Raw genomic sequence first — 26,650 nt, forward strand, 5'->3', positions numbered from 1 at the left:
TCCGGCGTCAGTCGTCCTTCGGGTCACGCGGCAATTCGACGCGGAACGTCGTCCCCTGCCCGAGGGAGGTCTCGACGCTGACGGTTCCGTCGTGCGCTGCAACCAACGCCGAAACGATGGACAGGCCGAGACCGGCGCCCCCGGTCTCACGGGTGCGAGAGGTGTCGGCGCGGTAGAAACGCTCGAAGATCCGCGCGGCATCCTCGTCACTCAAACCCTGACCGGTATCCGAAACCTCGACCACCGCGGAGTTCTCGGTCGTACCGACACGAACGGTGACCTGCGCATCCGGCGGAGTGTGTTTGATCGCGTTGCCCACCAGATTGGCAACTACCTGACGCAGTCTGGCCTCGTCACCATGCACTTCGGGCAGGCCTGGGCCGCCGGTCATCTGAAGTTCGACAGTTCGATCCGGTGCGATCGCTCGTGCCGCCTGTACCGAATCCGCCGCAACTGCAAGCAGATCCACAGGCTTGTTCTCGAGTGGACGCTGTTCGTCGAGTCTTGCCAGCATGAGCAGATCTTCGACCAGAAGTCCCATCCTCGACGCCTCGCCCTCGATCCGGTTCATCAGCGTTTCCGTATCAGTCATGGCGCCTTGGCGATACAACTCGGCGAACCCACGAATAGTCGTCAAGGGTGTGCGCAACTCGTGGCTCGCGTCGCCGACAAACCTACGCATCTTCTCCTCGGAACGCCGGGCCGATTCCTCCGAAGCCTCGGTCGCGGCAAATGCGTGTTGAATCTGCGCGAGCATTCCGTTGAGCGCCACGGACAGTCGACCGACCTCGGTGCGGTCATCGCGCTCCGGAACACGTCGATGAAGGTCGCCGGCGGCAATGGCAGCGGCAGTCTCCTCCACCTCGACAAGCGGACGGAGGCTCCGACGAACCACGAAATACGCTGCGCCGCCGAGGATCAGCAGGACAACCAGGCCGATGCCGAGTTGCAGGCCGACCAAGTCGTCGACGGTCTGCTCGTTATCCGTCAGTCGCACACCGATAGTCGTGGTCGTGCCGTCGCGGACCGTCGTGAGAACCCGCCAGTTCACGTCCGAACCGTCGCTCGATCCGACGGTGATCGGGCCGTTGGTGGAATCTTTCGACAGGTCGGGTTCGGTCGTCGTCGACTTGTCGTTCAGGATGATCACCCGTCCGTCCGGGGTCACGGTCCGAACGAAGAAGGGGCTGGGTGGGCGGGTGCCCGGGCCGACATCACTGGGCGGCTGCAGGTCTCTGCTGTGCGGCTTTGCCCAACCGTCGACCGCTTCGTACAGCGTTTTGTCGGTTCGCTGGGTCAGTGAGTTCTCGAGAGCAGAAGTGACCGCTACACCCGACGCCAACAGACCCAGCGCGGCCAACACCAGCAAGGCCGCAACCAGGGTGAAGCGCAGCGGCAGTGAATGGAGACGGAAACGACCCCGCTTCGGAAGCTGATCGTTTTCCGCGGCGGCGATCATTGCCGCGGTTCACGCATCACGTAGCCGACCCCACGCAATGTGTGAATCAGCGGTGTCTCCCCCGTGTCCACCTTGCGCCGCAGGTAGGAAACGTAGGACTCGACAACTCCGACCTCCCCACCGAAGTCGTAATTCCAGACGTGGTCGAGAATCCGCGGTTTGCTGAGAACCGTCCCGGCGTTGACCATGAAGTATCGGAGCAGTGTGAACTCGGTGGGCGAGAGTGCAACCAACTCGCCCTTCTTCCAGACCTCGCGGGTGTCGTCGTCGAGTTCGATGTCGGCGAACTTCACCCGCGGCGACTGCTCCGGCGCGACACCGCGACCGGCGCGGCGCAGGATGACCCGCAACCGCGTCACGACTTCTTCGAGGCTGAACGGCTTGGTCACGTAGTCGTCCGCGCCGAGGGTCAGGCCGCTGATCTTGTCGTCGAGCGAATCCTTCGCCGTCAGAAACAGGACGGGCGCGTCCACACCGTCGGCGCGCAGGCGTCGAAGCAGACCGAAGCCGTCCATCCCGGGCATCATGACGTCGAGAACGATCGCGTCGGGACGGAATGTCCGTGCGACGTCCAGGCCTTGGGCGCCGCTCGAAGCAGTTGCCACCTCGAAACCCTGGAATCGGAGGCTCACGGAGAGCAACTCCACGATGGTGGGTTCGTCGTCGACAACGAGGATGCGGGCTTCGGGGGTCTTGTCGGTCACGAGAACCATCTTCTCCCCTGCCACTGGATTCCCGCTGTATGTTCCCTGGGAGCTTCCTGTGAACGGCCGGGTGCAGGTGAAAAGCTGACAGCAGGATCCCGGCAAGGATCCAGGCTTCGATCGGCTGGCAAGGCACACGTGACATCAGCGGATTCAGCTACTTCAACGCACTGTCGATGGAGACTGCATTCGCGGACGCTGCGGTGTGGGTCGCCGACGCAGTTCAGACAAATTTGGCCGGCTACGACTTCGTTCAGTGGCCGAGTCGAGGACGCCATCTGCTGGTTCCTCGACTTCGAGACAGGGAACCGGTGTGGATGGATCCGCACGGCGATGTGACGATAAGTCGTATCGGCGAGTTGTGCAAGAATTCGACGAATTATGCTGCAACGTAGCCCAGTTCAAATCGCTCAGCTCTACGGTCCTGTGGCGTCCGCGCTGGTCGGCGGTGTGGTGGCCGCGTACGCAGTGGCCGAGTCCCGAGTTGACGACTTCTCCTTCTCCGACGCCGGCGTTATCTCGGTGGTGATCACGCCGCAGTGGGCGGGAGCAACTGCCGCGGTGGTTGCGGCCGTCGGCGTAGCGCTACTGCATCGCTGGGGACGTGGCGGTCTCGCGAGTGCCTTCGCTGTAGTCGGCGCCCTCGCCATCGCGCTACCTGCATTCGTCCCCGCCTCCGCCCAGATTTCGGTGACTCTGAACGCAATCGGAGCAGGCGCTTTCCTCGCGGCAGCGGCATTTCCGACGAAGGGTCACCGCGGAGCACAAACCGCTCTCGGACTCGGCGTAACCACGACGACCCTGTACTTCGGCGCAGCGGACTTATGGCGCGATCGCGTCCCCAGGTGGTCGCTCACACTTCCGGGCGATTCCTACCCCGTGCCGTCCACGGTTCCCGTCTGGATTCTGCTCGCCGCAACTCTTCTCGTGGGTGGAGTCGCCGCACTCGCACGACCGAATCAGGAGCCGGGCGACATCGACGCACGCCTGGTGAAGCTGGGAGTTGTTCTGCCCCTGGTATTCACGGCTCTCTATGTGTGGTTGGGCTCGACGACATCACCTGGGTCATGGGTGATCGCGGTGGTATTGGCGGTTGCCGTTACCGTCGCACTGGCTTGGCGGTTGCCGCCACACGACGGTCGTTTCGTACTCGTCGGACTGGCAGTCAGCGCGGTTTCGGTCAGCTCGATTTCCTTTCCATCCGACTGGACCTGGGCGATGCCCGCGGGAGCTGCTGCCCTGGCGTTGGGCGTCGTCGTCGGCTGGAGAAGACCGATGCCGCAACTCGGGCTGGGACTCCTTGCCGTGACTGCACTCTCGGGATTGCTGGATGCCGCCCCGACCACGGTTGCCTACGTCCTCATCCTCCCGCTTGCGCTGGGACTGGCCGTCACGTCATGCATGCCTGTTGCCGTCGGAGCAGTCTCGAGCGGGGCGATGCTGCCCGTCGCTTTTACGTTGTTCTCGGTTTCACCGACCTTCTTGGACCCGGGCTCGCGGGAATTCGGGTGGTCTACCGGTCCGCTCGTCGAACACGGACCGGCCGCCGTGAACACGCCGATTCCTCTGGCTGTTCTCGCTGCGACGGCGACGATCGTGGTGGCCGTGACGAGCATCCATCTGAAGCGGGTTCGACCGGCGGTGGTGACCTAAATCGCCAGTTGATCGGGTCGGAACGCAGAATTCTGTTGCTATGGTTGGGTGGTCAACGACGACATCCGGACGAGCGCACCGTACCCGGCCAGCGAAAAGACGGTGCCTTGGGAGTTGTTCACCATGGCATGGATCGTGCTCGTCATTTCCGGACTTTTCGAAGCTGTCTGGGCTACCGCCCTCGGTAAGTCCGACGGATTCAGCAAGATGTCGCCTACCATCGTCTTCGTCCTCGGCCTGATCGTCAGTATGGCCGGCCTCGCGTATGCAATGCGTACCCTTCCCATCGGGACTTCCTACGCGATCTGGGTCGGCATCGGCGCCGCCCTGACTGTGGGATATGCGATGATCACCGGCGCGGAGTCCACGTCGATCGTCAAGATACTGCTGATCCTGGGCATCGTCGGCTGTGTCGTCGGTCTGAAGGTCCTTCACTGACCGGCGATCCTGGTGAGTGTTTGTGTGTTACCGGTTACAGTTAACGCATGAAACTGCTGGAGATGCTCACGCTTCCCCTACGCGCGGGCATTGCAGCCGCAGAGATCAGTTTGGGAATCGCCGAGCTGACGGTCACGACAGTTCGTATCGCCGTCGGTAATACCGGCGCGGTGACGGCGGGTGCTGCCGGCTTGGCAAGCCCCCGCGGACCCATGCAGATGATCCAGCAGTTGTCATCACTCACCGCTGACGATCGGCCCATCGGGCAGGCCTTGGCCCCCGGTGGGCCACTCGATCGACTTCTCTCTCCCGGCGGTCCGGTCGACAAACTGACTGCACCCGACGGCACTCTCGAACGACTGCTCGCTCCCGGCGGACCACTCGAAAGACTTCTTGCCCCCGGCGGACCGCTGGATAGGGTGCTCGCCGAGAACGGCGCATTGGAACGCTTGCTCGCGCCGGACGGTCTCCTCGACCGAATGATGGCGGAGGACGGTCCGCTGGAACGCCTGACAGCGCAAGACGGTGCCGTCGAACGCCTGACTGCCAAGGACGGTGTCATCGATCGCGCACTGGCCGAGAACGGCATCCTCGAAACACTCCTGGCAGAGAACGGCGCCTTCGAACGGCTCATCGCCGAAGGCGGCCCGCTTGACCAGATCGTTGCACTGTCCGACACCTTGACTTCCCTCGCCCCCAACCTCGAGCGGATGAGCGCGAGCATCGAGGTCCTTCAGGAAACCGTCGGAATCCTCAGCGCTGCAGTCGGTCCACTCGGAGAACTTGCCGGCAAACTTCCCAATCGGTGGCTCAAGAGCAAGAGCGACCGCCCAGGGCCTGACCTTCCGATCGAATCGGCATAACAAACGGTTACTCCCCGATTACGCGGTCAGTTGTTGATCACGATGTTGAGGTTGATGATGATTCCGCCGAAAGTCAGGATCGTGTTGGCCAAGCCAACGGTCATTCCACTGTTCAGAGCCGCGATCAGTCCGTTCATCGTCGTATCCCCTTCACTGTCTACGGGTTACGCGTACAAGATTGTGCGCTGGCGCTGACAATAGGCCAAGTTCGTGACCTGCGCGCCATTGCGGAGAAAACTTGTACCCCGGTCGCAGTTTCCACGTTAACTGTTGCAGGACAACATAATTCCAAGATCGGCGCACTACCCGCTAACGGCCGAATCAAACATCACGATTGGGCATACGCAGTCCACTTCACATAACCGTCCGCCCCATCAGACACTTGTCCACCGAAACAGAGTGCACAACAGTTAGTCCGGTGCAACAATGAGACGAATCGGACATGCCTGCGACGTGATGGGGAAGGGTGGTTGAGACAATGACGGCGCCGCGCATCGCCAGAGGACACCGCGGCCCTACCGGGGGCCGAAATTCCGCGTCGCAGGACAGCCTGGACGCCGCCTCGGACGCCCTGCAATCGCTGTACGCGCACCTCGATCCACATGCCCAGGCCGAGCAATTTCTCGAACAAGTCTGCAGGCATGCCGTCGATCTCATCGCCGACGCCGACATGGCCGGAATTACCATCGGCGGTTCGGACACGACATTCCGAACCGTCGCCGCCACCCACCAACTTGTTCGCACCGTCGACTCGATCCAATTCCGACTGGACTACGGACCGAGTGTGACGTCGTCACGCACGGGAACCGTTGTCCGCGCACATGCCAGCGAAGCCCACAGCCGGTGGCCTCAATTCGCAAGCGCGGCAAAGGCAGTCGGCGCTGTCAGCTTCTTGTCCATGCCACTGCCTGGCCGGGAACGCCCGCTCGGAACCCTCAATCTCTACAGCCACGACCTCCGAGGTTTCACCGGCGCCGACGTGGCATTGCTCCAACTGTTCGCCGTGACCTCGGCCTACGCGCTGCACAGCTCGCAGCGCCTCGACATCGCCAGAAAGCACGCAATGGACCTCGAGCGAGCACTCGAATCGCGAGGCGTCATCGAACAGGCCAAGGGCATCATCATGGGCACCCACCACGTCGACGCCGACCGAGCCTTCCGCATTCTCATCCAGGACTCGCAGCGCAGCAACGTCAAACTGCGAGTGATCGCCCAGCAGTACATCGACGGCGCGATCGACCCGCGCCAGGCTACGAACAAGCCCGAGACCAACTGAACCGGGCGCCTATCGGCACCTCAGCAAATACAGAGGCACCCACCACGTTGATGAGTGCCTCCTCTTTCGGAGCCTCCTGTCGGGATTGAACCGACGACCTTTCGCTTACAAGGCGAGTGCTCTACCACTGAGCTAAGGAGGCGAAGACCGACGCGTTGCCGCGACTGACTTTGCGGAGCCATCATATCCAAGCCGTCGCGGTGGCCGCGCGCGGGTCACGTTAGATAGCGTGGGCCCCATGCGCAACTCCCACTCCGCCCCCTGATGGCGAAATTCACCGAAGTACTCACACGCCTGACGGGAAACCGGCAAGCCACCGTCGACACGGTCACGTCGGCTCCCGCACCGCTTCAACCGATCGACCTGACAGACGACGCCGTCGTCGCAGAGGTCCTGGACCTCGCGGTTCGGGTGGGCGAAGTCCTCCTCGCATCCGGAACCGCGGCCATGGACACCGCTGAGCAGGTGCAGTTCATCGCCGCCACGTACGGCCTTGCCCAGTGTGACGTCGACGTCACTTACAACTCGATTGTGCTCTCTGCCTATCGCGGCCCGACGCGACCGCCGGCGAGCACGATGCGCATCGTCCACTACCGCTCGATGGACTTCACGCGGCTGGCGGCCGTCGACCGTCTGACACGTCGTATCCGCCGTGAGGCGATCACACCGGACCAAGCGCACGACGCGCTCACAGCCATCACGACGGCGCCGCACCCGTACAACCGATGGACCGCGACCATGGCCTGGGCTGCGATGGCGGCCTTCGGTCTCCGTCCTGCTCGGCGGCGGGTTCCTCGTTGCCACAGTCGCGTTTCTGACGACGATGGTCATCGATCGAGTCAACCGCGTACTGAACCGGTTCGGCCTGCCGTTCTTCTTCCAGCAGGTTGTCGGTGGTCTCATCGCGGCTGCGCCCGCCGCCACGCTCTATACATTTCAGGACCAGCTGGGGATCAGTATCCGGCCGTCGTTGGTCATCGCGGCCGGAGTGGTCGTTCTGCTGTCCGGGCTGTCGTTGGTGGGCTCGGTCCAGGACGCGATCATGGGTGCACCCATTACAGCTGTCGCGCGATTCTTCGAAGTGGTGATGATGACGGGCGGCATCATCGCGGGCGTCGCAATCTCGTTGCGAATGACCGGGATGTTGGGTTCGACGCTTCCACCGATCAATGTGGAAGTCTCCACCATCACGCAGTTGCCGATCCTCATGCTCTCCGGTGCGTGTGCGTCGGTGTTCTACGCGCTCGCCTGCTACGCCGAGAGGCGTGCACTCACCGCGGCGTTCCTGGGCGGTGCGGCAGGCAGTGGTGTGTCGATCTTCGTGCAGACACTCGACGTCGGTCCCGTGATCGCCGCCGCAATCGCCGCAACCGTGGTCGGTCTTGCCGGTGGTCTGATGGCTCGCCGCGCACTGACGCCTCCGCTGGTTGTCGCGGTCGCAGGCATCACTCCGCTGCTCCCCGGTCTGTCGCTGTACCGAGGCCTGTACGCGCTGCTCAACGACCAGGTACTGATCGGATTGACTGCCTTGCTGTCGGCCTTCGGCATCGGCTGCGCCCTGGCCGCGGGCGTCACGCTCGGCGAATGGGGAGCGCGCACGCTGCGTCGTCCACGGATTCTGATGCGCGTGGACTCGCTACGTCGCCCGATGGTCCGCAAGCGCAGGCGTCGAGTTCCCGTCACCGAGAAGTAGGCGTCGTTCAAGCAGAAAGAGCTGGGCACCTGACGGTGCCCAGCTCTTTTCTGTTCACTCGGGGGTTCCGAGCGGTGAGAGAATCAGCTCTCGACTGCGTGCTTTCCACCGGCAGCCTGATCGGCTTCCATGGCCTCACGCAGGCTCTTCGGACGCATGTCGGTCCAGTTGGCCTCGACGTATTCGAGGCACGCCTTGCGGCTGTCTTCACCGAACACCACTCGCCAGCCGGCGGGGACCTCGGAAAACGTGGGCCACAGCGAGTGCTGGTCCTCGTCGTTCACCAGCACGTAGAAGCGGCCGTCTTCGTCATCGAAAGGGTTAGTGCTCATCTCGCCTCACTCGTTACGTACGTGTCTTGTGCGCCCAGACTAGCAAGCGCACCAGTTCGGTTCTGGTGGCTCAGCACCGACGCCAGAATCTCCCCCGCCCGCACTGCCACGTTCGACAGCAGCGACGACGTCAATCCGTGAGTCTGTTCTGTCCCACCCTGCAGATAGATACCGCCTGTCACGTCCTCCGTTACAGCCAGTCGATAATCCCGACTGACGTTACGCGGAACGGACGAATCCGGCACGAGTTCACCCAACAAATCGTCCAGAGGTGCCGGGGTGAAACCCGTGGCCAGAATGAGTGCGTCGCACGCCAGCGTGTCGGTCAAGCCGTCGAGATTGCTACGGACAGCCAGTTCGATGCCGGATTCGGTCTCCACGGCACTCGTGATCTCCGAGGCCCGACGCATGAACAGTCGCCGCGGCCCACGAACCATTTCCTGATACTCGGTGGCATACAGCTTGTTGATCAGTTCGATGTCGACGACCGAGTAATTGGTACTGCGGTGCAAATCGAGAAGTCGGCGTCGTTCCGCGGCGTCTGCACCGTGCAGCTGATCGACGGCTTCGGGATCGAAGATGCGGTTCGCGTACGGGCTGTCGTCTGCCGGGCTGTAGCCGTAGCGGGCAAAAACACTGTGAACTTCGGCGTTCGGGTAGTTCGCGTGCAGGTAGTCCACGATCTCCGCGGCACTCTGGCCGGCGCCGAGAACGACGAACCGGTTGTGTACGGGCTCCGGCATTGCTTCGAGATGGAAGAGGAACTGGTGATTGTGGAAGCACCGCGACGAAGGCGTCGCCCACTCCGGGATCCGCTCTTTCAGTCCGGCTCCGACAACGATGTTGCGCGCGATCACCGTTTCACCGTCGGCGGTGCGAACCGCAAAGCGATCGACAACGCCGTCGGAGTTCTTGATGCCCTCGACCCCGTCGACGGTTGTACCGAACTGCACGTCCGCGTCGACTCGTCGAGCTGCCCAGCACAGGTAGTCGTTGAATTCGTGGCGCGTGGGGAAGAAGGTCTGGTGGTTGACGAAGTCGACCAGTCGACCCTGCTCGAACAGATACGAGAAGAAGCTGTATCCGCTCTGTGGATTCCGGAACGTCACCAGGTCCTTCGGAAACGCGATCTGCATGGTGGCACCGTCGAGCAGCATCCCGGGATGCCACGCGAACTGAGACTGCTTTTCGAAGAACCGCGCGTTCACCCGATCAACGGCCGCACAATTTGCATTGTGTTCTTCGACAGCAATGGCCAACGCGAGGTTGGCCGGACCGAACCCGACGCCGACGATGTCGACAATGGCAGGTTCGGCGCTGGAGTCTCTTGGTGATTCACTCATTACAGGTAGTCCATCCCCGACGGAACGACCTGGTACGGCCGCCAATCGATGTCCCGAAGTAAGTAGCAAAGGCTACCCTTAATGAGGTGAGGGTATCAACACTGTGAGCCCCCGTATAGCGGTCGACCCCACGGAGCGATGCGACGTATGTCATAGTTTCGCCCCCTCGCTCGCGTCATCCCCTTCGGCGGCGACTGCAGCCTCGATCACGTCGACCAACTGACCTGCCCATACGCGGACTGCACCCGCATCGACGCGGTCGGCACGGAACCCGAGAGTTGCAAAGACAGGCCCATCGCCCACCGGCTCGTAAAAACTCAACGTCACATCCGCATGGGGCACTCCCACCGGAATCGGTACGAGAGAACCGAAGTCGCCGAGCCCGTCCAAATCCGCCTGTTGATGATGGATCACCATCACCTGAGGTCTCATGGACGCCGGATTACCCAGCGCCTGCTCGACATACACATATGAGACGTCCTGATTGCTCAGCGCTTCCAGATTGTTTTCCCGGATGCGAGCCAGCAATTCTGCAAACGTCGGACTACCGGACGTATCCGTGCGCAGGAGAACAACATTGAAGAACGATCCGATCATCGGTTCGAGACGGGGATCCGACCTGCCCGCAACCAATGAACCGATGGGAAGATCAGTACCCGCGCCGGCCTTCGTGAGAACGCTGGCCAGTGCGGCCTGCAGGACCATGAACATACTCGTGCCGGTGCGCGCAGCCAGGGCGTCGATTCCGGCGTGCAGACCCGCGTCGATGTCGACGGCGATCACGTCACCTCGAGGCTCCGAGTCACCTTCCGGCAACGGAAGATTCACACTGGTCGGTATTCCGTCGAGCGCATCCCGCCAATATGCAAGTTGCTTCGACGCACGGCTGTCGACGTCTCGGGGGTCTCCCAACAGCTCGTCCGACCACACGGTGTAATCGGCGTACGTCAATGCAAGCTCGTCCCAAACCGGTTGATCTCCCTGCGACCGGGCTGCATAAGCAGAGACCAGATCTCCCAACAGCGGCACTACTGACCACTCGTCGACGGCGATGTAGTGCATGACGAGAAGCAGTGTCCTAGAGCCGTCTTCACCAAGCACCAGATGAACCCGCAACGGTGATTGCTCACGCAGATCCATCGGAAGTTGAGCCAGTTCGAACACCACTCGACCCACATCGCCGGCGCCGACATCGACCACATCGACAGTCGGACGCACCGATTCTCTTGCCACGACGATGCCGTCGACCTCGACGAAGGTGGTCCGCAGGGGTTCGTGCCGCGAAGTCACATCGTCCAAGGCGTGCCCGAGAATCTCCGGATCGATCTTCGATTTCAGGGTCAGCGCCAGAGCGTGGCTTGCTTGCGGTTGCGCGCCGGACGCGCGGAACAACTCCCACTGACGACGTTGCGGCGCAGACAGACCCATCGTCTCGGGACGTTTCACCGCCGGCGCCAGGATCGGACGCCTACCTTCCGAACGCGCGACGACGGCCGCCAACTCCGCAACACTCGGCGCGTCGAATACGTCTCGAATACTGACGTCCACGCCGAACGCTTCCCGAATGCGACCGACCAGTTTCATCGAAGCCATCGAATGGCCGCCGAGTTCGAAGAAACTGTCGTGGACTCCGACGCTCGGTAGCTGCAGGATTTCCGCGAACGCAGCCGCAACCGTGGACTCCACTGCCGTGCGAGGAGCAACATCACCCGCCAGCTCCGACCAGTCCGGAGTGGGCAACGACTTGCGGTCGAGCTTTCCGTTGGGCGTCAACGGCAGCGGACCGTCAAGGGCGACAACCATGGTCGGAACCATGTAGTCGGGCAACGACAGTGCCGCGAGGTTCCGCACTGCCGTCGTGTCGACGACGACACCGGGTTCCGGTGACACGTAGCCGACCAGGCGCGTGATTTCGCCCTGCCGATCCGCGACGACCGTTGCCTGCTTCACCGAAGGATGGGCACTGAGAGCTCCGATGATTTCGCCCAACTCGATTCGGAAACCGCGGATCTTGACCTGATCGTCGACGCGGCCGAGGAAGTCGATGTTCCCGTCAGTGCGCCACCGCGCGCGGTCCCCGGTGCGATACATGCGATCGCCCGCGGTGAAGGGATCGGCGATGAATCTCTGCGCCGTCAGATCGAATCGGCCCAGATAGCCTCTCGCCAGGCCGCGTCCCGCGATGTACAGCTCGCCGGATACTCCCGGCGGAACCGGACGGAGTTGATCGTCGAGCACGTACGCCTGTTCGTTGGGGTCAGGGATTCCGATGGGCACGGGACCGTTCCAACCGGGTTCCGCCTGCCACAGTGTGTTGTTCACCGTGGCTTCGGTGAGTCCGTACGCGGCAAGCAAATTCAGCCGCTCCGCCCATCGCCCGATCAGCTCCGGTGGCACCGTCTCGGTTCCGACCAACACGGTGCAGCCCTGCGGCACTTCACATCCTGCCGGCAGAGCGGCCAGCAACGAGGGAGGGATGATCGCGTGGGTGACACGATTGCTCGTCATGAAATCGGTCAGCGCCGGACCGGCAACTCGTGCATTCTGCGGCACGATCACCAGGGTGCTGCTCGTGCACAGTGCCATCGCCAGCTCGAATACCGCGACGTCGAAGCCGACCGAAGCGAACTGCATCACCACCGAACCCGATACCAGTCGCATCCGAACCTCGGCTGTGGCAACAAGACTCGGAATACCGTCATGGGAGAGGACGGCTCCCTTCGGCTTGCCGGTCGATCCCGAGGTGTAGATGACATAGGCAGCGTGGCTGACGCCAACTGGTGGCCGGGGAGTTTCGACGATCACTGCCTCGTCCAGTTCCGCACGGATCAGCGGATCGTCCAGGAGGATTCGCTCGACGCCGACCACATCCTCGATCCGCGAGCTTTCCTCCGCAGTGGACAGAAGTACCGAGGCGCGGGAATCGGTGAGCATGTATGTGATGCGCTCGCTCGGGTGACTCAAATCCAGGGGTAGATACGCGGCCCCCAGCTTGAGCACGGCGAGGACCGACGCGACCATTTCCACCGAGCGCGGGACGGCAAGCCCCACCACGTCTTCGACCGACACTCCGCGGCGATACAGCACGCCGGCGATCCGATCACACTGCTCGGAGAGTTCGCGGTACGTGGCCTGCCCCGCCTCGTCGCGCACCGCAATCGCCTCGGGCGTAGCAACGACTCCACGCGCGAAAGCGTCGTAGAACGTCTCTTCCGGCACGTCGACGGCGGTGTCGTTGAACGAGGTGACAACCTGTTCGAGTTCGCCTGGCAAGAAGATGTCGATATCACCGATCTCGATGTCGGCCGATTCCACGACGGCCGCGATCACCGATTCCAATCGGTTCGAAATTCGCTGTGCCGTTTCGCGATCGAAGAGGTCGCTGCCGTACTCGAGCCGGACGTCGATGCAGCCTTCGTCGCCGAGGTACTCGGTGAAGTTGAACACCAGATCGAACTTGGCTGTGTACTCCTCGAGTTCGAACGAATCGCCGCCCGTCTCCTCCCGGCTGTGATAGCCGACCATGACCTGGAACAGCGGATTACGTGCCAAAGTACGCGACGGATTGAGGCGCTCCACCACCGTTTCGAAGGGAACGTCAGCGTTGGCGAAGGCCTCGAGATCTCCCTCGCGAACGCGATCCACCAACTCCCGGAACGTCGGGTTACGCGACGTATCCGTGCGCAGCACAATCGTATTGACGAAGAAGCCGACCAGTTCGTCGAGTCCCTGCTCACTACGTCCGGCGACGGGAGCGCCGAGGGGAAGGTCCTCACCCGCTCCGAGCGCAGTCAGCAACGCCGCCGACGCCGCGTGCAGAACCATGAACATCGAACTCTGGCTCTCGCGCGCCAGATCTCGCAGTGCAGCAGTTGTCTCCACGCCCAACCGTGTCACCACTGCACCACCGGAGAAACTCGGTCTGGCCGGTCGACTCCGGTCGGCGGGAAGCAGCAGTTCTTCGGGGGCTCCGTCCAAACTCTTCGCCCAGAAGTCCAACTGCGTGCTCAGGATGCTCGACGGATCGTCGGGGCTGCCCAACAATTCCCGTTGCCACAGAGTGTAATCCGCGTACTGAACCGGAAGCGGTTCGAAAATTGGATCTTCGCCCTGGATCCGAGAGGAGTATGCAGACATCAGATCGCGCAGGAATGGCCGATCGGACCATTCGTCCGTCGTGATGTGATGCAGGACGATCACGACCACTACGGCACCGTCCACCTCGGCACCGTCCACCCGGATCAGACGTGCGCGGATCGGAATCTCGTCAGACAGGTCGAACGGACGACCCACTGCCACGGCAATTTCACCGGCGACACCGGATTCGTCTCGATGAACTGTCTCGACCGGAATCGTCGCCGATTCGAGAATTATCTGCTCCGGCGATCCGTCCACCAACCGGAACACCGTACGCAGGGATTCGTGTCGTTCCACGACGTCGCCGAGCGCCGCGGCGAAGACGTCCGCGTCCAGTGCGCCGTCCAAACGGAGCACGATCGGGAAATTGTAGGCCGCGGAGTTCTCCTCCATCTGTCCGATCAGCCACAATCGCTGTTGAGCGGCAGAAAGAGGAAGGTGGTCCGGCCGCGGCTTCGCTACCAGTACCGGTCGCGTCGATCCCTGCTCGGCCGCAATACGTTCCGCGAGTTCCGCCACCGTCGGCGCTTCGAAGAGATCACGCATGGTCAGACTGTTCGGAATGGCGATCCGAGCTCGACTGATCAGCTTGGTGGCCAGAAGCGAGTGCCCACCGAGGTCGAAGAAGTTGTCGTCGACCCCGATATCGTCCACATCGAGTACGTCGGAGAAGAGGTCGCAGAGGACCTCTTCCGTGTGGTTACGCGGTGCGATCGACTCCCCACTCCGCTCCCCCAGCACCGAATCAGCGGTGGGCAGTGCCTTGACGTCGAGCTTGCCGTTGACGGTCATCGGTAGTGTCTCCACCTCGATCACCACGGCCGGAACCATGTAGTCGGGTAGGAGAACTCGCGCCTGCGCGCGGTAGTCGTGCCCGGCGCCGAGTCGCACGGGTGTCACGTAGCCGACGAGCCTCTTGACTCCACCTGCCCCGACGTCGACCACCACTGCCGCTTGCCGCACATGTTCGTCGGATTCGAGAACGGAGACGATTTCGCTCGGCTCGATGCGGTGACCTCTGATCTTCACCTGATCGTCGGTGCGGCCGAGGAAGTCCAGGTTGCCGTCACCGCGTCGCCGCACGAGATCCCCGGTGCGGTACATACGTCCTCCGGTCCCAGCCGGATCTGCGACGAAGCGCTCGGACGTGAGCGCGAAGCGTCCGAGGTAGCCGCGAGCCAAACCGGCTCCGGCAATGTACAGTTCGCCGGCAACTCCATCGGGGACCGGGCGCAGCCAGCCGTCGAGAATATGCGCGGTCGTGTTCCAGATCGGTTTGCCGACGGTCGGGGTGTCACTGTCGAACGTTCCGCCACCGAGCGTGTTTATCGTGTATTCCGTCGGACCGTACAGGTTGTACCCCACGGTTCCCTCGGTGTCGCGCAGCCTGTTCCACACCGAATCCGGAACGGCTTCACCGCCGAGCAGGACCAACGGCGGGCGGTGGTGTCCCACACCGTCGTCGAGAAGCCCGCTGTCGATCAGGTGCGTCGCGTAGGTCGGTGTCACGTTGACGACGTCGATGTCCAGTGCGTCGCAGTATGCAACGAGTGCCTCGGCATCACGACGCAGATCCTCGTCGCAAATGTGCACCTCGTGGCCTTCCACGAGCCACAGAAGTTCCTCCCACGACATGTCGAAGGCGAAGGACACGGTGTGCGCGATCCGCAGGCGCCGGCCCGCCGCGGCGACCACGGGTTCGAAAATCGCCTCGCGGTGGTTGAACTGCATGTTCGTCAAGCCGCGGTAACCGGTGATCACGCCCTTGGGCTTGCCGGTCGAACCGGAGGTGTAGATGACGTACGCGGGGTGGTCGAGTCGATGCGGTGCCCCCGGGGCGAATGCTCCGAGTTCCGACGCGGAGAGTGCCCGCGCCGAGATCGTCAGTCTCCTTGCTGCTGTATCGGGTTCGTCGATCACGATAGTGCGGACGTCCGCACCTTCGAACCTCGGTGAGGCCGAAACGGTTGTCAGCAACACGACAGGATCCGCGTCGTCGATCATCACGGCCAACCGTTCGGCCGGATGGTCGAGTTCGAGGGGTAGGTAGGCAGCACCCGTGCGCAATACCGCGAAGAGCGCGACGACCATGTCCACCGAACGTGGTAGGCCAAGAGCGACAATCTTTTCCGGGCCGGCGCCGCAATTGATCAGCAACCGCGCCATCCGGTTGATCTCGCCGTCGAGATCGGCGTAGGTCATCCGGCGCTTCCCGAACACGAGTGCCGTGTCGTTCGGTTGCGCCGACGCGACTTCTTCGAACAGGTCGGCAATGGTGCGCTCCGGCAACTCCCGGATCTGCGTCTGCTGCGCTACTGCGGGAACCGGAGACGCAACAACCGATCCCGTCATGTCCTGCGACCAACTCTGCAGCAGGTCGACGAAGTGACCCAGTAGGTCCTCGGCCCGGCGCGCGGTCACCAGATTCGGATGGAACTCGAACTTGACGTTGACGGTGGCACCCGGTGTGACCACGACGGTCAGCGGATAGTGCGTGTGATCGATACTGTCGCTTCCACTCACGTCGTGAGCGGCGTTGAGCGCGTGGACTTGCTTCTCGTCCACGAAGTTCTGCAGGACCATCAGCACGTCGAAGAGTTGACGATGCTCGGAAACACGCTGGATCGATGCCAAACCGAGGTAGTCGAACGGCATCAGCGAAAGTCGATCCGCCTGTGTCCGACGAAGAAGTTCCTCGACGCTCTCGTTCGGATCCAGTTGCAGCCGAACGGGAACGGTGTTGAGGAACATGCCCACCACGGTGTCGATTCCCGGTACCTCCGGCGGCCTTCCGGCAACCGTGGAGCCGAAGACGACGTCCTGTCGACCGGTGGCCGACGCCAGCACGAGGGCCAGCGCTGCATTCAGTACCGTGTTGAACGTGACGCCGGACGCGGCAGCGCGCTCACGCAACGCACGCGAAAGCGTTTCCGACAGAACCGCATCGCGGCGATCCGGAAGCTGAACTTCGACGCCGGGCGCAGGCTCGGCAACAAGCGTCGGCTCCTCGAGTCCTGCGAGCGCTCCGCGCCACCCCTCGTCGGCGGCTGCACCGTCGCGATCGGCCAACCAGGCGAGGTATGTCTCGAACGACCCCTCGGGTTCGCCGAATGCGCTGTCGTCGCCGCCGGTATCGTAAAGCGCCAGAAGCTGACTGACGACAAGGCCGTTGGACCAGCCGTCCCACAGCAGGAACTGCCTGTTGATCACCAGACGATCCTGGCCGCCGGGCAGATGCAGCACACTCATACGCCACAGCGGCGGCGCGGTCAGGTCGAATGGCGTCACTCGGTCTTGGGCAGCGACGGCCTCGGCACGCTCACGAGCAACCGAGTCGTCGAGTTCACGGAGATCGTGGACGACGACCGGAACATCGAGTCCAGCGCTGAAGAACTGCACCGGCTCGTTCAGCCCTTCGCTCACGAAACCCGCTCGCAACGTGGGATTTCGTCGTTGAAGTGTCCGGGCGGCCGCAGCCAACCTGTCGACATCGAGGGTGTGCCCGAAGTCCATCGAGAACTGTGCCGTGTAGATGTCCCCACCACTGCTGCTGTCGCTGCTGCCCGCGTAGCCGGCTTGGAAGTACAGGCCTTCCTGCAACGGTGAGAGTGGGAGGATGCTGCTGACACCTGCCGGACTCGCATCGGCTATCGCGTCGATCTCGGTCTGACTCAGGTCGAGCAACGTCACATCGGACGGGGTCAGAATGGGAGGCCCGGCGTGACGCGCGGCCGCAGCCGCCAGATCGCCGAGGGCCGAAACCCAGCCGTCGGAGAGTGACTGCGCGTCCTCCTCGGACAAATCTTCACTTGCCCAGGCAAACTCGGCGCGGAGCCCCGAATCCACGCTGACGACATTCACGATCAGTCGGTACGGGCCTCCCATGTCTGCGTCGGGATCGGTGGACAAGGCTTCGGATTCCGCTGCCAAGGACCATGCTGTCGATCCAGCTGTCGTCGTACGTCCGAGATAGTTGAACAGGATCTGAGATTCGGAGCGCCCCGCCAATGTCGATGCCGTGCGGGCATTCACGTATCGCAGCATCCCGTAGCCGATACCGCCGTCCGGAGCCGCCCGCAGGCTCTCCTTCACCTCGCGTAGCGTGTCCACCGGGTCGATTCCGCCGTGCAGTCGCATCGGGGCAATCGTGGTGAACCAGCCGACTGTTCGCGACAGATCGATGCCCGCCACCAACTCCTCCCGGCCGTGCCTTTCCAGATCGACCAGCAATTCGTGCTCACTGCGGCCGGTGGAGCGGCGCCAGCGATCGACGGACATCGTCAGCGCTGCCAACAGAACATCCGTTCCCTCGGCACCCACCATTGCCGCAACCGATCCAAGTGCTGCCTCGGAGATTGCTCCGTCCACCGTGACCGTGCGCCTCGAGCCTCCGGATACGACGGCATCGCCCGCGGCGTCGGGGATCAACTGCGCGCCCGGAGCGGTCACGGTCAGCCAGTGATCGAGTTCGGCGAATCGATGAGCACTGTATGCGTGTTCGGCCACCGTACGGGAGAAGGTACGGAGCGAAGTTCCGACGGCATCCAGTGCGGCGGGCTCTCCGGCTTCGACTGCCACCCAGGCCATCGCGAGATCCTCGAGCACGGTTCCCCAGGAAACCCCGTCCACGACCAGGTGGTGCGCGACTATCGCGAGTCTGCCCAGACTCTTAGCGCCGCAATCGAACCAGACCACCGAGACCATCCGCCCTGCAGACGGATCCAATCGACTGGTCGCAGTTTCAGAGTGCTCAGTGACGAGTCTTCGCAACTCGGAGTCATCCAGTCCCCGAGCATCAACGCGTTCGACCAGGTTCGCTGCCCGGACACTACCGGGTTCCTCGATCCGCGCCGACCACATCCCGCGGTCATGTCGGATCAAGGTTTGGCGAAGTCCGTCGTGGTGATCGAGCACGGCCTGCAATGCGCAGGTGATCGAACCGAGAGATGTTGCCGGAGAGTGGATCAGAACTGCCTGGTTGAAGCGGTCGGTACCACCCGTCCATTCGGACAAGCGGTGAACCACCGGCAGCGGAACCAGCTCACCCACGCCGATGTCGGCCGTGACGGTGGCATCCGAGGTGGCGACATCACCCACCGCTGCAGCGATCGCAGCGGGAGTGCGCAATTCGAAGATCTGACGCGGGGTCAGCACTACCGAATCACGACGAGCCAGGTTGACCAGTCGGATCGCCAGGATACTGTCGCCGCCGAGAGTGAAGAAATCGTCGCGCACCCCGACACGGGGCAGTCCGAGAACCGTCGCGAAATGCCCGGCGAGGAGGTCTGCAACGCCCGAGGAAACCACTCCCGTCAAGTCGCCCACCTGTGCCGCAAAATCCGGTGCAGGTAGTGCTTTTCGGTCGAGCTTGCCACTCGGGCTCAGCGGCAGCGACTCGAGCCGCACGAAGGCACTTGGCACCATGAACTCCGGTAGCACTGACAACAACTGAGCTCGAACCGCAACATCATCAGCATCTCCGACCAGGTAGGCGACCACCTGTGCGCGGTTGCTCGGACCGTCGGTTCGGACGATCACGACACTTGCCGTGACTCCGGGACACAGCGCCAATTGCGCTTCGATTTCGCCGAGTTCGATTCGGAATCCACGAACCTTCACCTGCTCGTCGGCACGGCCGAGGTACTCGAGAACGCCGTCGGCATTCCACCGCACGATGTCACCGGTCCGGTACATCCGCGAGCCGCCGTCGCTGTACGGATTCGCCACGAATCGTTCGGAGGTCAATCCCCCACGTCCGTGGTAACCACGCGCCAGTTGTGGCCCTGCCAGATAGAGCTCACCGGTGGCACCGGCCGGGACGTTCTGCAGGTAGGGATCGAGAACCAACAGGCCGGTGTTGGCGGCAGGTGCGCCGATCGGGACGCTGACGGCGTCTGCCGGAGTTTCCTGCACCGACGGCTGCCAACTGACGTCGACGGCGGCCTCGGTGGGGCCGTAGAGGTTGTCCACCAGAGTATTCGGCAGGATCTCGGAGACCTTGCGTGCAACGTGAACGGGCAGTGCCTCACCGCTGCAGTTGACGATCTCGAGCGAAGAGCACAGTGCTGCTTTCGGCTCCGCGAGAAACACGTCGAGCATCGACGGAACAAAATGCACTCGGGTCACGGAATGTTCGACGATGACGTCGGCCAGATAGCCAGGGTCCTTGTGCCCGTCCGGCTCGGCCATCACGAGAGTTGCCCCCACCAGGAACGGCCAGAAGAATTCGGGAACGGAGACGTCGAAGCTCGACGGGGTCTTCTGCAGCATCCGGTCGGAGACGTCCATCGGACGTATCTGCTGTGCCCAGAGCAATCGGTTGACCACACCCTCGTGGTTGACCACAACGCCTTTGGGGCGACCGGTCGAACCCGAAGTGTAGATCATGTACGCGGCATCCGCGGGCGATCCTGGCACACTCAGCGGATCGGCGGGGAACTGCGCCGACTCCGATACCGTCACCCGCGGAACCGAACCCGAATCGAGTGAAGAGTCTTCCGACACCACGACGCACACAGGATCGGCGTCACCCAGCATGTACGTCAGCCGCTCCGCCGGGTAGCCGGTGTCGAGGGGAACGTATGCTCCCCCGGCCTTTCCGATGCCGAGTATCGCGACCATCAGATCAAGAGAGCGAGGCAAGGCAACCGCTACCAACGATTCGCGTCCGACGCCACGTTCGCGCAGCAGATGCGCAAAACGATCAGCACGAGAGTGAAGTTCGGCGTAGGTCAACGACTCTTCACGGAAGATCACTGCGGTGGCTTCGGGCGTACGCCCGGCTTGATCCTTCAGCAGCTCGGTCAGCGTTGCGCGCGGCCGATCCAAGGCCGTGCCGACGCTCCCCGGCTGTGCGGGTGCCAGCGCGATCCGGCCGATGACCTGATCGAGATCGCGCGAGAGCTCGGTGAGTACGACTGCGAGAGTTTCGGCCAGCGACGCAGCGGCATCGCCGTCCACCTGAGCAGCGTCGTACTTGAGCTCCAACGCCAATCGATCGCCGGGGACGACGATCAGGGTCAGCGGGTAGGCCGGTCGCTCGTCGAATCGAATTCCCGTCAGTCGCACCGAGTTCGTCCGATCAGCGATTGCCGTGTCACCGAGTGGATAGTTCTCGAACACGACGAGTGATTCGAAGTCCTGCTCCAGTCCGCCGGTCCGTCGCAGTTCGGGTAACCCCAGGTACTGATGGTCGAGTAGTTTCGATTGTTCCCTCTGCCAACGGGAAAGCGCTTGCGCGGCTGTCTCTGCCGGATCGAACCGCAACCGAGCCGGCACGGTGTTGATGAACAAGCCCACCATGGACTCGATGCCGGGCAGGTCTCCACCGCGTCCCGATACGGTCGATCCGAACAGCACGTCTGTTCGGCCGGTCATTCGGCCGAGCACCAGCCCCCAGGCGCCGTGCACGAGCGTACTCAGCGTCAGGCCATGGGAGCGTCCGTTGATCGCCAGTGCGCGAGTATTACTGTCGGACAGCTCGACTCGGGTGGCACAGACGCCGCTGCTGCCCGCGCTCGGCGCGGGAAGTTCGACCGCGGGCCCGGGAGAGTTCAGCGCTTCTCTCCACACCGCTGCCGAGGCCTCGTGATCGTGGCGGGCCAACCATTCGAGATAGCTGCGGTACGGCGCCGGAGTCGGGAGCACCACGCCGGAGTCGCCAACGCTGTACGACGCCATCAGCTCCCGCAGCATCACCGGAACCGACCATCCGTCTGCGACCGCATGGTGAATCGACTGCAGCAGAAGGTACTTCTCCGAAGAGGCACGGACAAGCGTGTAACGGACGAGCGGCGGTTGCGCCAGGTCGAACCCGCGCGCGCGGTCGGCGGAAAGCAGTTCATCGACATCGGCGCCGGCCACCTCGACTACCGCCATCTCCACGACAGCGCTCGGGTGCACCACCTGCACGACCCGGCCGTCACCCAGGACCGAGAATCCGGTGCGCAGCGCCTCATGCCGATCGACGACGGATTGCAGCGCGCGGCGCAACGCCGCACTGTCCACGGCTCCGGTCAGTTCCACAACCTGTTGCACGACATACTGATCCGCCCCCGGATCTGCAAACGCCGAATGGAAGTAGATCCCTTCCTGCAGCGGAGTGAGTGGGAGAATCTCTTCAGCCTTCGGCAACCCGTCCACATCTGCCTGAGCGAGCGCCACCAGAGGGTAGTCCGAGGGTGTGGCTCCGCCGAAGGCTGCGAGCCCGGACACGGCCTCGAGCGAGTCCAACCACAGCCGCGCAAACCTGTCGATGTCGCTACGCAGGAAGATGTTCGACGCCCAGGTCAGGGTGGCTCGCAGTCGTGGTCCACCGGCGGCGTCCTCGGCTACGACGTCGACAGACAACGCGTGTCCCAGCGGCATGGACGGATCGGCAGCACCGTCCATCGACACCGGGAACCAGTCCCCCTCCGCTGCGGCAGTACGTCCCAGGTAGTTGAGCACCACCTCAGGCGCTGCGAAACTACGCAACTGATCCGAGCTGCCCAGGTATCGCAATGCTCCGTACCCGAAGCCGGCGTTGGGGACGCGTCGAAGTTGCTCCTTGACGCTCTTGAGAACCCCCGCCAACTCGCCGCTCGCTTCGAGATCCGGAGCGGCTGTACCGATCTCGAGCGCCACCGGGAACACTGTGGTGAACCATCCGACGGTTCGTGTCAGGTCGACGTGCGCAGCGCCGTCACTGCGAACGATGTCTTCGTCGCGTCCGTGCCCCTCCAGGTCGATCGTCACCGATCCGGCACCGCTCCAACGGGTCAGCGCCACGGCAAGTGCGGTGACCAGCACTTCGCTCACATCGGCTCCGAACGCCCGTGGGACACTGCCCAACAGCTGATCTGCAAGTTCTGGAGGTAGGGTGATCGACCGCGCCGCAGCGGTGCGCGCGAGGTCAACTGCCGGGTCGAGTGCCCGACGGCCGAGAGGTGCCCGTTGTGGGGACGTCACCGAGTCCCAGAACTCGATTTCCGAGTCCAGTCGCCCGGCTCCGACCGCCTCCGAGACGAGTTCGGTGTACCTTCGCACCGACGTGCCGACCGGAGCGAGTGCGGGTTCGTCGCCATTCATCGCTGCGATGCCGGCGCGCGCGAGGTCCTCGAGGATGATGCGCCACGAGACGCCGTCGACCACCGCGTGGTGGATGACAAGCAACAGCCGTCCGGGACCGGTCACAGGGCGGAACAGAACAGCGCTGACCATCGTGCCGTCGGCTGGATTCAGACGGCCGACAGCTCGCTCGGTCTCGGCGACGATCAGCGGTCCGCATTCTTCGAGCGGTGCCGGTAGTGCACGGGTCTCGAAGACCACAGCCGCTTCGTTTGTCTCCGGAACAAGCAGCGTTCCTTCGGAAGTCAACGTCGCACGAAGTGCATCGTGGCGCGCCACCAGGGCGTCGAGCGCCGCCTGGACATGCTCGGAGGTCAAGGCTGACGGCGTCTGAATCAGCGCTCGCTGGTGGAAGGTTCGTACTGCGTCCGACACTCCGAGAACCCTGGCGGCAATCGGCGTCGTGGCTACGTGGCCGATCGGTTGGTCCGCGTGGTCGACGATCTCAGCCACTCGGGAGGACTGGGCACGCGCCATAGCCTCGGCGGTGCGCAGTTGGAACACCTCGCGAGGACTGATCGACAAACCGGCAGCACGAGCCGCTGTCACGAGTGAGATCGCGACGATGCTGTCGCCGCCCAGTGCAAAGAAGTCGTCGGTAACGCCGACCGAATCGAGGCCGACTGCCGACGCGATCAACGTGCAGAACTGTTGTTCGACTTCGTTTCTCGCAACGACATGTGCACTCAGTTCGGCGAGATCGGGCTCGGGTAGCGCGCGACGGTCGAGTTTGCCGTTTGCCGTGAGCGGAAACTTGTCGAGGACGGTGACGGTGGTCGGGACCATGTAGTCGGGCAGCTTGCTCGCAGCCCACTCGCGAAGCTCACGTGAGTCGATCGCGAGGTTCGTCCCCGACGCTGCGCTCACGTAGGCGGCGAGATACTTTGCACCGGTTGGTGCTTGGCGCACCAGAACTGCCACGTGACGCACTGCGGGGTGCGAAATCACGGCGGCTTCGACATCCTCGAGTTCCAGGCGCATGCCGCGGATCTTCACCTGATTGTCCGTGCGTCCGAGGAAGTCGAGGGTGCCGTCCGGGGCCCATCGGGCCAAGTCACCGGTGCGGTACATCCGGGATCCGGCCAGATCACCTGAGACGAAGGGATCCGCGACAAAGCGAGATGCGGTCAGCGCCGAAGCACCCACGTATCCGCGTCCCAGCAGGAAGCCCGCGGCGTAGAGTTCGCCGCCGGTGCCGATCGGAACCGGCTGCAAGTCGCCGTCCAACACGTAGAGGCGAGTGTTGGGGTTCGGGCGACCGATGGATGTGGCGATTCGTTCCGCGTCCTCGCGGTAGATCACATGGGAGACACCGATGGTCGCTTCGGCCGGGCCGTAGCCGTGATACAGCGTCGTGGACAGTTGATCGCGGAACCGATCGAAGAGTTCAGGCGTGAGAACCTCACCGCCGCACCACACGTGCTTCAACGAATCGAGCTGATCGGTCCCGTTCGCCAGATCCAGAAGGATGTCGAGCATCGACGAGACCAGGTAGACGAAAGTGACCGATTCTCCGGCGATCAGGTCGAGCAGGTATTGCGGGTCGCGTTCCCCCTCGGGCTTCGCGATCACCAATCGACCGCCGGAGACGAGCGGGAGCAGGATCTCGTTGATCGAGATGTCGAACGAGAGTGGGGCTTTGAACAAGGAGGCATCGCCGGACCCGAACCCGAGAATCCGCTCCCGCTGCCACAGCAACCTTGCGCAGATTGCCTCGTGGCGGATCATGGCGCCCTTCGGACGTCCGGTCGAACCGGACGTGAAGATGACGTATGCGAGTTGGGCACCGTGAATACGAATGTCGGAGGTCATTGTCTCGGACAGGTCCGAGGGCCCGTCCTCGTACGCCCACGCGGAGAGATCGACCGGAACGGAGTCGTCTACACCGTCCGAGGTGAGCACCAGTGTGGCGCCCGCGTCGGCAAGTACCGATTCGCGGCGTTCGGCAGGCCATGACGGATCCAGCGGAACGAAGGCACCACCGGCACACATGACGGCCAACAACCCCACCACCATCTCGGCGGATCTCGGAAGCCCGATCGCCACAACGGTTTCGGTCGCGACACCGCGAGAGATCAAGTGCGCGGCGAGCTGTGATACCCGACTTTCGAGTTCGCCGTAGGTCAGCCGGACGTCGCCGTCGACCACGGCGACAGCGCCCCGATCGGCAGAGAAGCTGCTGCGCAACAAATCCGGCACCGTCGTGATTGGCTGCGGCTCTGCGGTGTCGTTCCACCCGTGGAGCACGAGTTCTCTCTCCGCGAGCGACATGGGGTCGAGTGCCGAGATCGGAAGCTGCGGCTCGGCTACGAATCGATCGAGGAACTGTTCGATTCTCGCGGTGTGATCGGCCAACTCCCTGTCGAATCCGGCCGGGGCGCGGACGTCGATCTCGATCGGCTCCCCGTCCTGACCACCGCGCACACTCAGATCCAGGTCACTGACTCGACCGGTTACCGAATTACGCACGCGCACCGGGCATCCGCCGAAGGTGAGTGTGTGTTCGAACATCATCGAGTTGATGCCGGGGCCGAAGACCTGACGGTCGGGATCGATCGCCCGAATGTCGCGAGCAAGATCCTCACCTCGGTACCGCCCGTGCTTGAGAATCGAGACCAGGGCGGTGTCGAGACGAGTTGCCAACTGGCCGATGCTTTCCGAGCGTTCTACCCGAATACTCAGCGGCAAAATCGTCGACGCCATCGAAGGAGTGCGACGCATGTCCCGCCCCACCCGAGCGGCCATCGGTACCGAGACGACAACGTCGTGCTTTCCGGTGGTTCGTGCGATGTACGCGATCAGCGCCGCCATGGGCAGGCGAGTTCGTCGAATCCCGGCGTCGGCCGCATAGCGGTAGAGCTGTGCCGCGCGATCAGCGTCGAGCGTGAGTATCGCCGAGATCGGCGGCAGCGAATCATCCACCTGCCCATGCAGAATACGCGTCGCTTCCGGTCCCGATTCAACGCGTTCGACCCAGTACTGACGGTCGGTCTGGAATCGCGGAGAGTTCCGGTAATCCAGATCGGCTGCAACCACGGCGTCGAGTGACCACTGCGGCGCGGCAGTCCCGAGATTCGGATCGTCGTATCGCTCGGCGACGTCGGCGACGATGAGCGAGATGCCGTACCCATCGATCACGCTGTGGTGATAGCGCTGATACCAGATGACTCGGTCGTCAGCGGTCAGCAGAAGCACCTGGCGGAACAGCAGATCGTCCGGACCGAAGACCCGAGCCATGTCGGTGTCCATCCACGACTGCGCAGTCGAATCGGGATCCGCCTCGGCCCGAAGGTCGAGAATTTCCACGTCCCAGCGCGCATCCGGAATCGGCACCTGGATCAGCTGGTTGTCGGCATCGACCTCGAAGTGCACGAACAGCGCTTCGACGCGTCCGACGCTGGCCTCGATCGACGCTGCCGCGCGCTCGACGTCGATCGTGCCGTCGACCTCGACGACAAGTCCGATGTTGTAGACCGGACTGCTCGGATCCACGTTCTGAGCAACCCACACCTCACGCTGAGCGGCCGTCGCCGGGAGCGCTGCGTCCAGATCGGCACCGCCCGATACCGCCGGGTGAGCTACCTGAGAGTGGTCAGACATCAAGAATCCGATCATCGTCGTTCATGCTCATCGAACGACGAACA

Annotated in this window: 9 protein-coding genes, 1 tRNA gene, 1 pseudogene and 1 riboswitch; of the genes and pseudogenes, 5 read left to right on the top strand and 6 right to left on the bottom strand. The window is 63.1% G+C overall.

The window, feature by feature from the left end:
* Positions 1 to 7: 7 nt before the first annotated feature.
* Together ABIE52_RS16860 and ABIE52_RS16865 are read right to left on the bottom strand one after the other, a co-directional pair.
* Positions 8 to 1,459, bottom strand: a complete 1,452-nt coding sequence (locus tag ABIE52_RS16860; protein ID WP_003945873.1) for a sensor histidine kinase — start codon at positions 1,457 to 1,459, stop codon at positions 8 to 10.
* A complete protein-coding gene (locus ABIE52_RS16865; RefSeq protein WP_007734368.1) occupies positions 1,456 to 2,172 on the bottom strand; it encodes a response regulator transcription factor in 717 nt (238 codons plus the stop codon). Before ABIE52_RS16865 ends, ABIE52_RS16860 begins: the two co-directional genes overlap by 4 nt.
* A gap of 372 nt (positions 2,173 to 2,544) precedes the next feature.
* Here ABIE52_RS16865 and ABIE52_RS16870 point away from each other — a divergent pair, with 372 nt between their 5' ends.
* The 4 genes from ABIE52_RS16870 to ABIE52_RS16885 all read left to right on the top strand — a co-directional run bounded on the left by ABIE52_RS16870 (position 2,545) and on the right by ABIE52_RS16885 (position 6,393).
* Complete coding sequence (locus ABIE52_RS16870; protein ID WP_192711961.1) at positions 2,545 to 3,816, top strand: hypothetical protein; 1,272 nt, start codon at positions 2,545 to 2,547, stop codon at positions 3,814 to 3,816.
* A gap of 43 nt (positions 3,817 to 3,859) precedes the next feature.
* Positions 3,860 to 3,925: riboswitch (guanidine-III (ykkC-III) riboswitch) on the top strand.
* A gap of 14 nt (positions 3,926 to 3,939) precedes the next feature.
* Entirely contained in the window at positions 3,940 to 4,254 is a 315-nt protein-coding gene (locus ABIE52_RS16875) for a DMT family transporter (RefSeq protein WP_007734365.1), read from the top strand.
* 47 nt (positions 4,255 to 4,301) lie between these two features.
* Entirely contained in the window at positions 4,302 to 5,117 is an 816-nt protein-coding gene (locus tag ABIE52_RS16880; protein ID WP_003945831.1) for a hypothetical protein, read from the top strand.
* 478 nt (positions 5,118 to 5,595) lie between these two features.
* On the top strand, positions 5,596 to 6,393 hold the full coding sequence (locus tag ABIE52_RS16885) for a GAF and ANTAR domain-containing protein (protein ID WP_003945473.1): 798 nt from the start codon (positions 5,596 to 5,598) through the stop codon (positions 6,391 to 6,393).
* 70 nt (positions 6,394 to 6,463) lie between these two features.
* On the opposite strand, the gene ABIE52_RS16890 is transcribed toward ABIE52_RS16885, so the two are convergent.
* Positions 6,464 to 6,535: transfer RNA gene (locus tag ABIE52_RS16890), tRNA-Thr, on the bottom strand.
* Between the two features lie 122 nt (positions 6,536 to 6,657).
* Between ABIE52_RS16890 and ABIE52_RS16895 the strand changes: the two are divergent.
* Positions 6,658 to 8,086, top strand: a pseudogene (locus ABIE52_RS16895) (threonine/serine exporter family protein).
* Positions 8,087 to 8,169: 83 nt separating this feature from the next.
* On the opposite strand, the gene ABIE52_RS16900 reads toward ABIE52_RS16895, so the two are convergent.
* The 3 genes from ABIE52_RS16900 to ABIE52_RS16910 all read right to left on the bottom strand — a co-directional run bounded on the left by ABIE52_RS16900 (position 8,170) and on the right by ABIE52_RS16910 (position 26,621).
* On the bottom strand, positions 8,170 to 8,418 hold the full coding sequence (locus tag ABIE52_RS16900) for an MbtH family protein (RefSeq protein ID WP_003945538.1): 249 nt from the start codon (positions 8,416 to 8,418) through the stop codon (positions 8,170 to 8,172).
* Positions 8,415 to 9,761 carry a lysine N(6)-hydroxylase/L-ornithine N(5)-oxygenase family protein gene (locus ABIE52_RS16905; RefSeq protein WP_007734359.1) on the bottom strand — a complete coding sequence of 449 codons (1,347 nt, stop codon included), beginning with the start codon at positions 9,759 to 9,761 and terminating at the stop codon, positions 8,415 to 8,417. Before ABIE52_RS16905 ends, ABIE52_RS16900 begins: the two co-directional genes overlap by 4 nt.
* 150 nt (positions 9,762 to 9,911) lie before the next feature.
* Positions 9,912 to 26,621, bottom strand: coding sequence for a non-ribosomal peptide synthetase (locus ABIE52_RS16910; RefSeq protein ID WP_192711960.1), 16,710 nt, complete (start codon positions 26,619 to 26,621; stop codon positions 9,912 to 9,914).
* Positions 26,622 to 26,650: the final 29 nt, after the last annotated feature.

The organism is Rhodococcus sp. OAS809 (assembly GCF_040546695.1).
Classification (GTDB): domain Bacteria; phylum Actinomycetota; class Actinomycetes; order Mycobacteriales; family Mycobacteriaceae; genus Rhodococcus_F; species Rhodococcus_F qingshengii.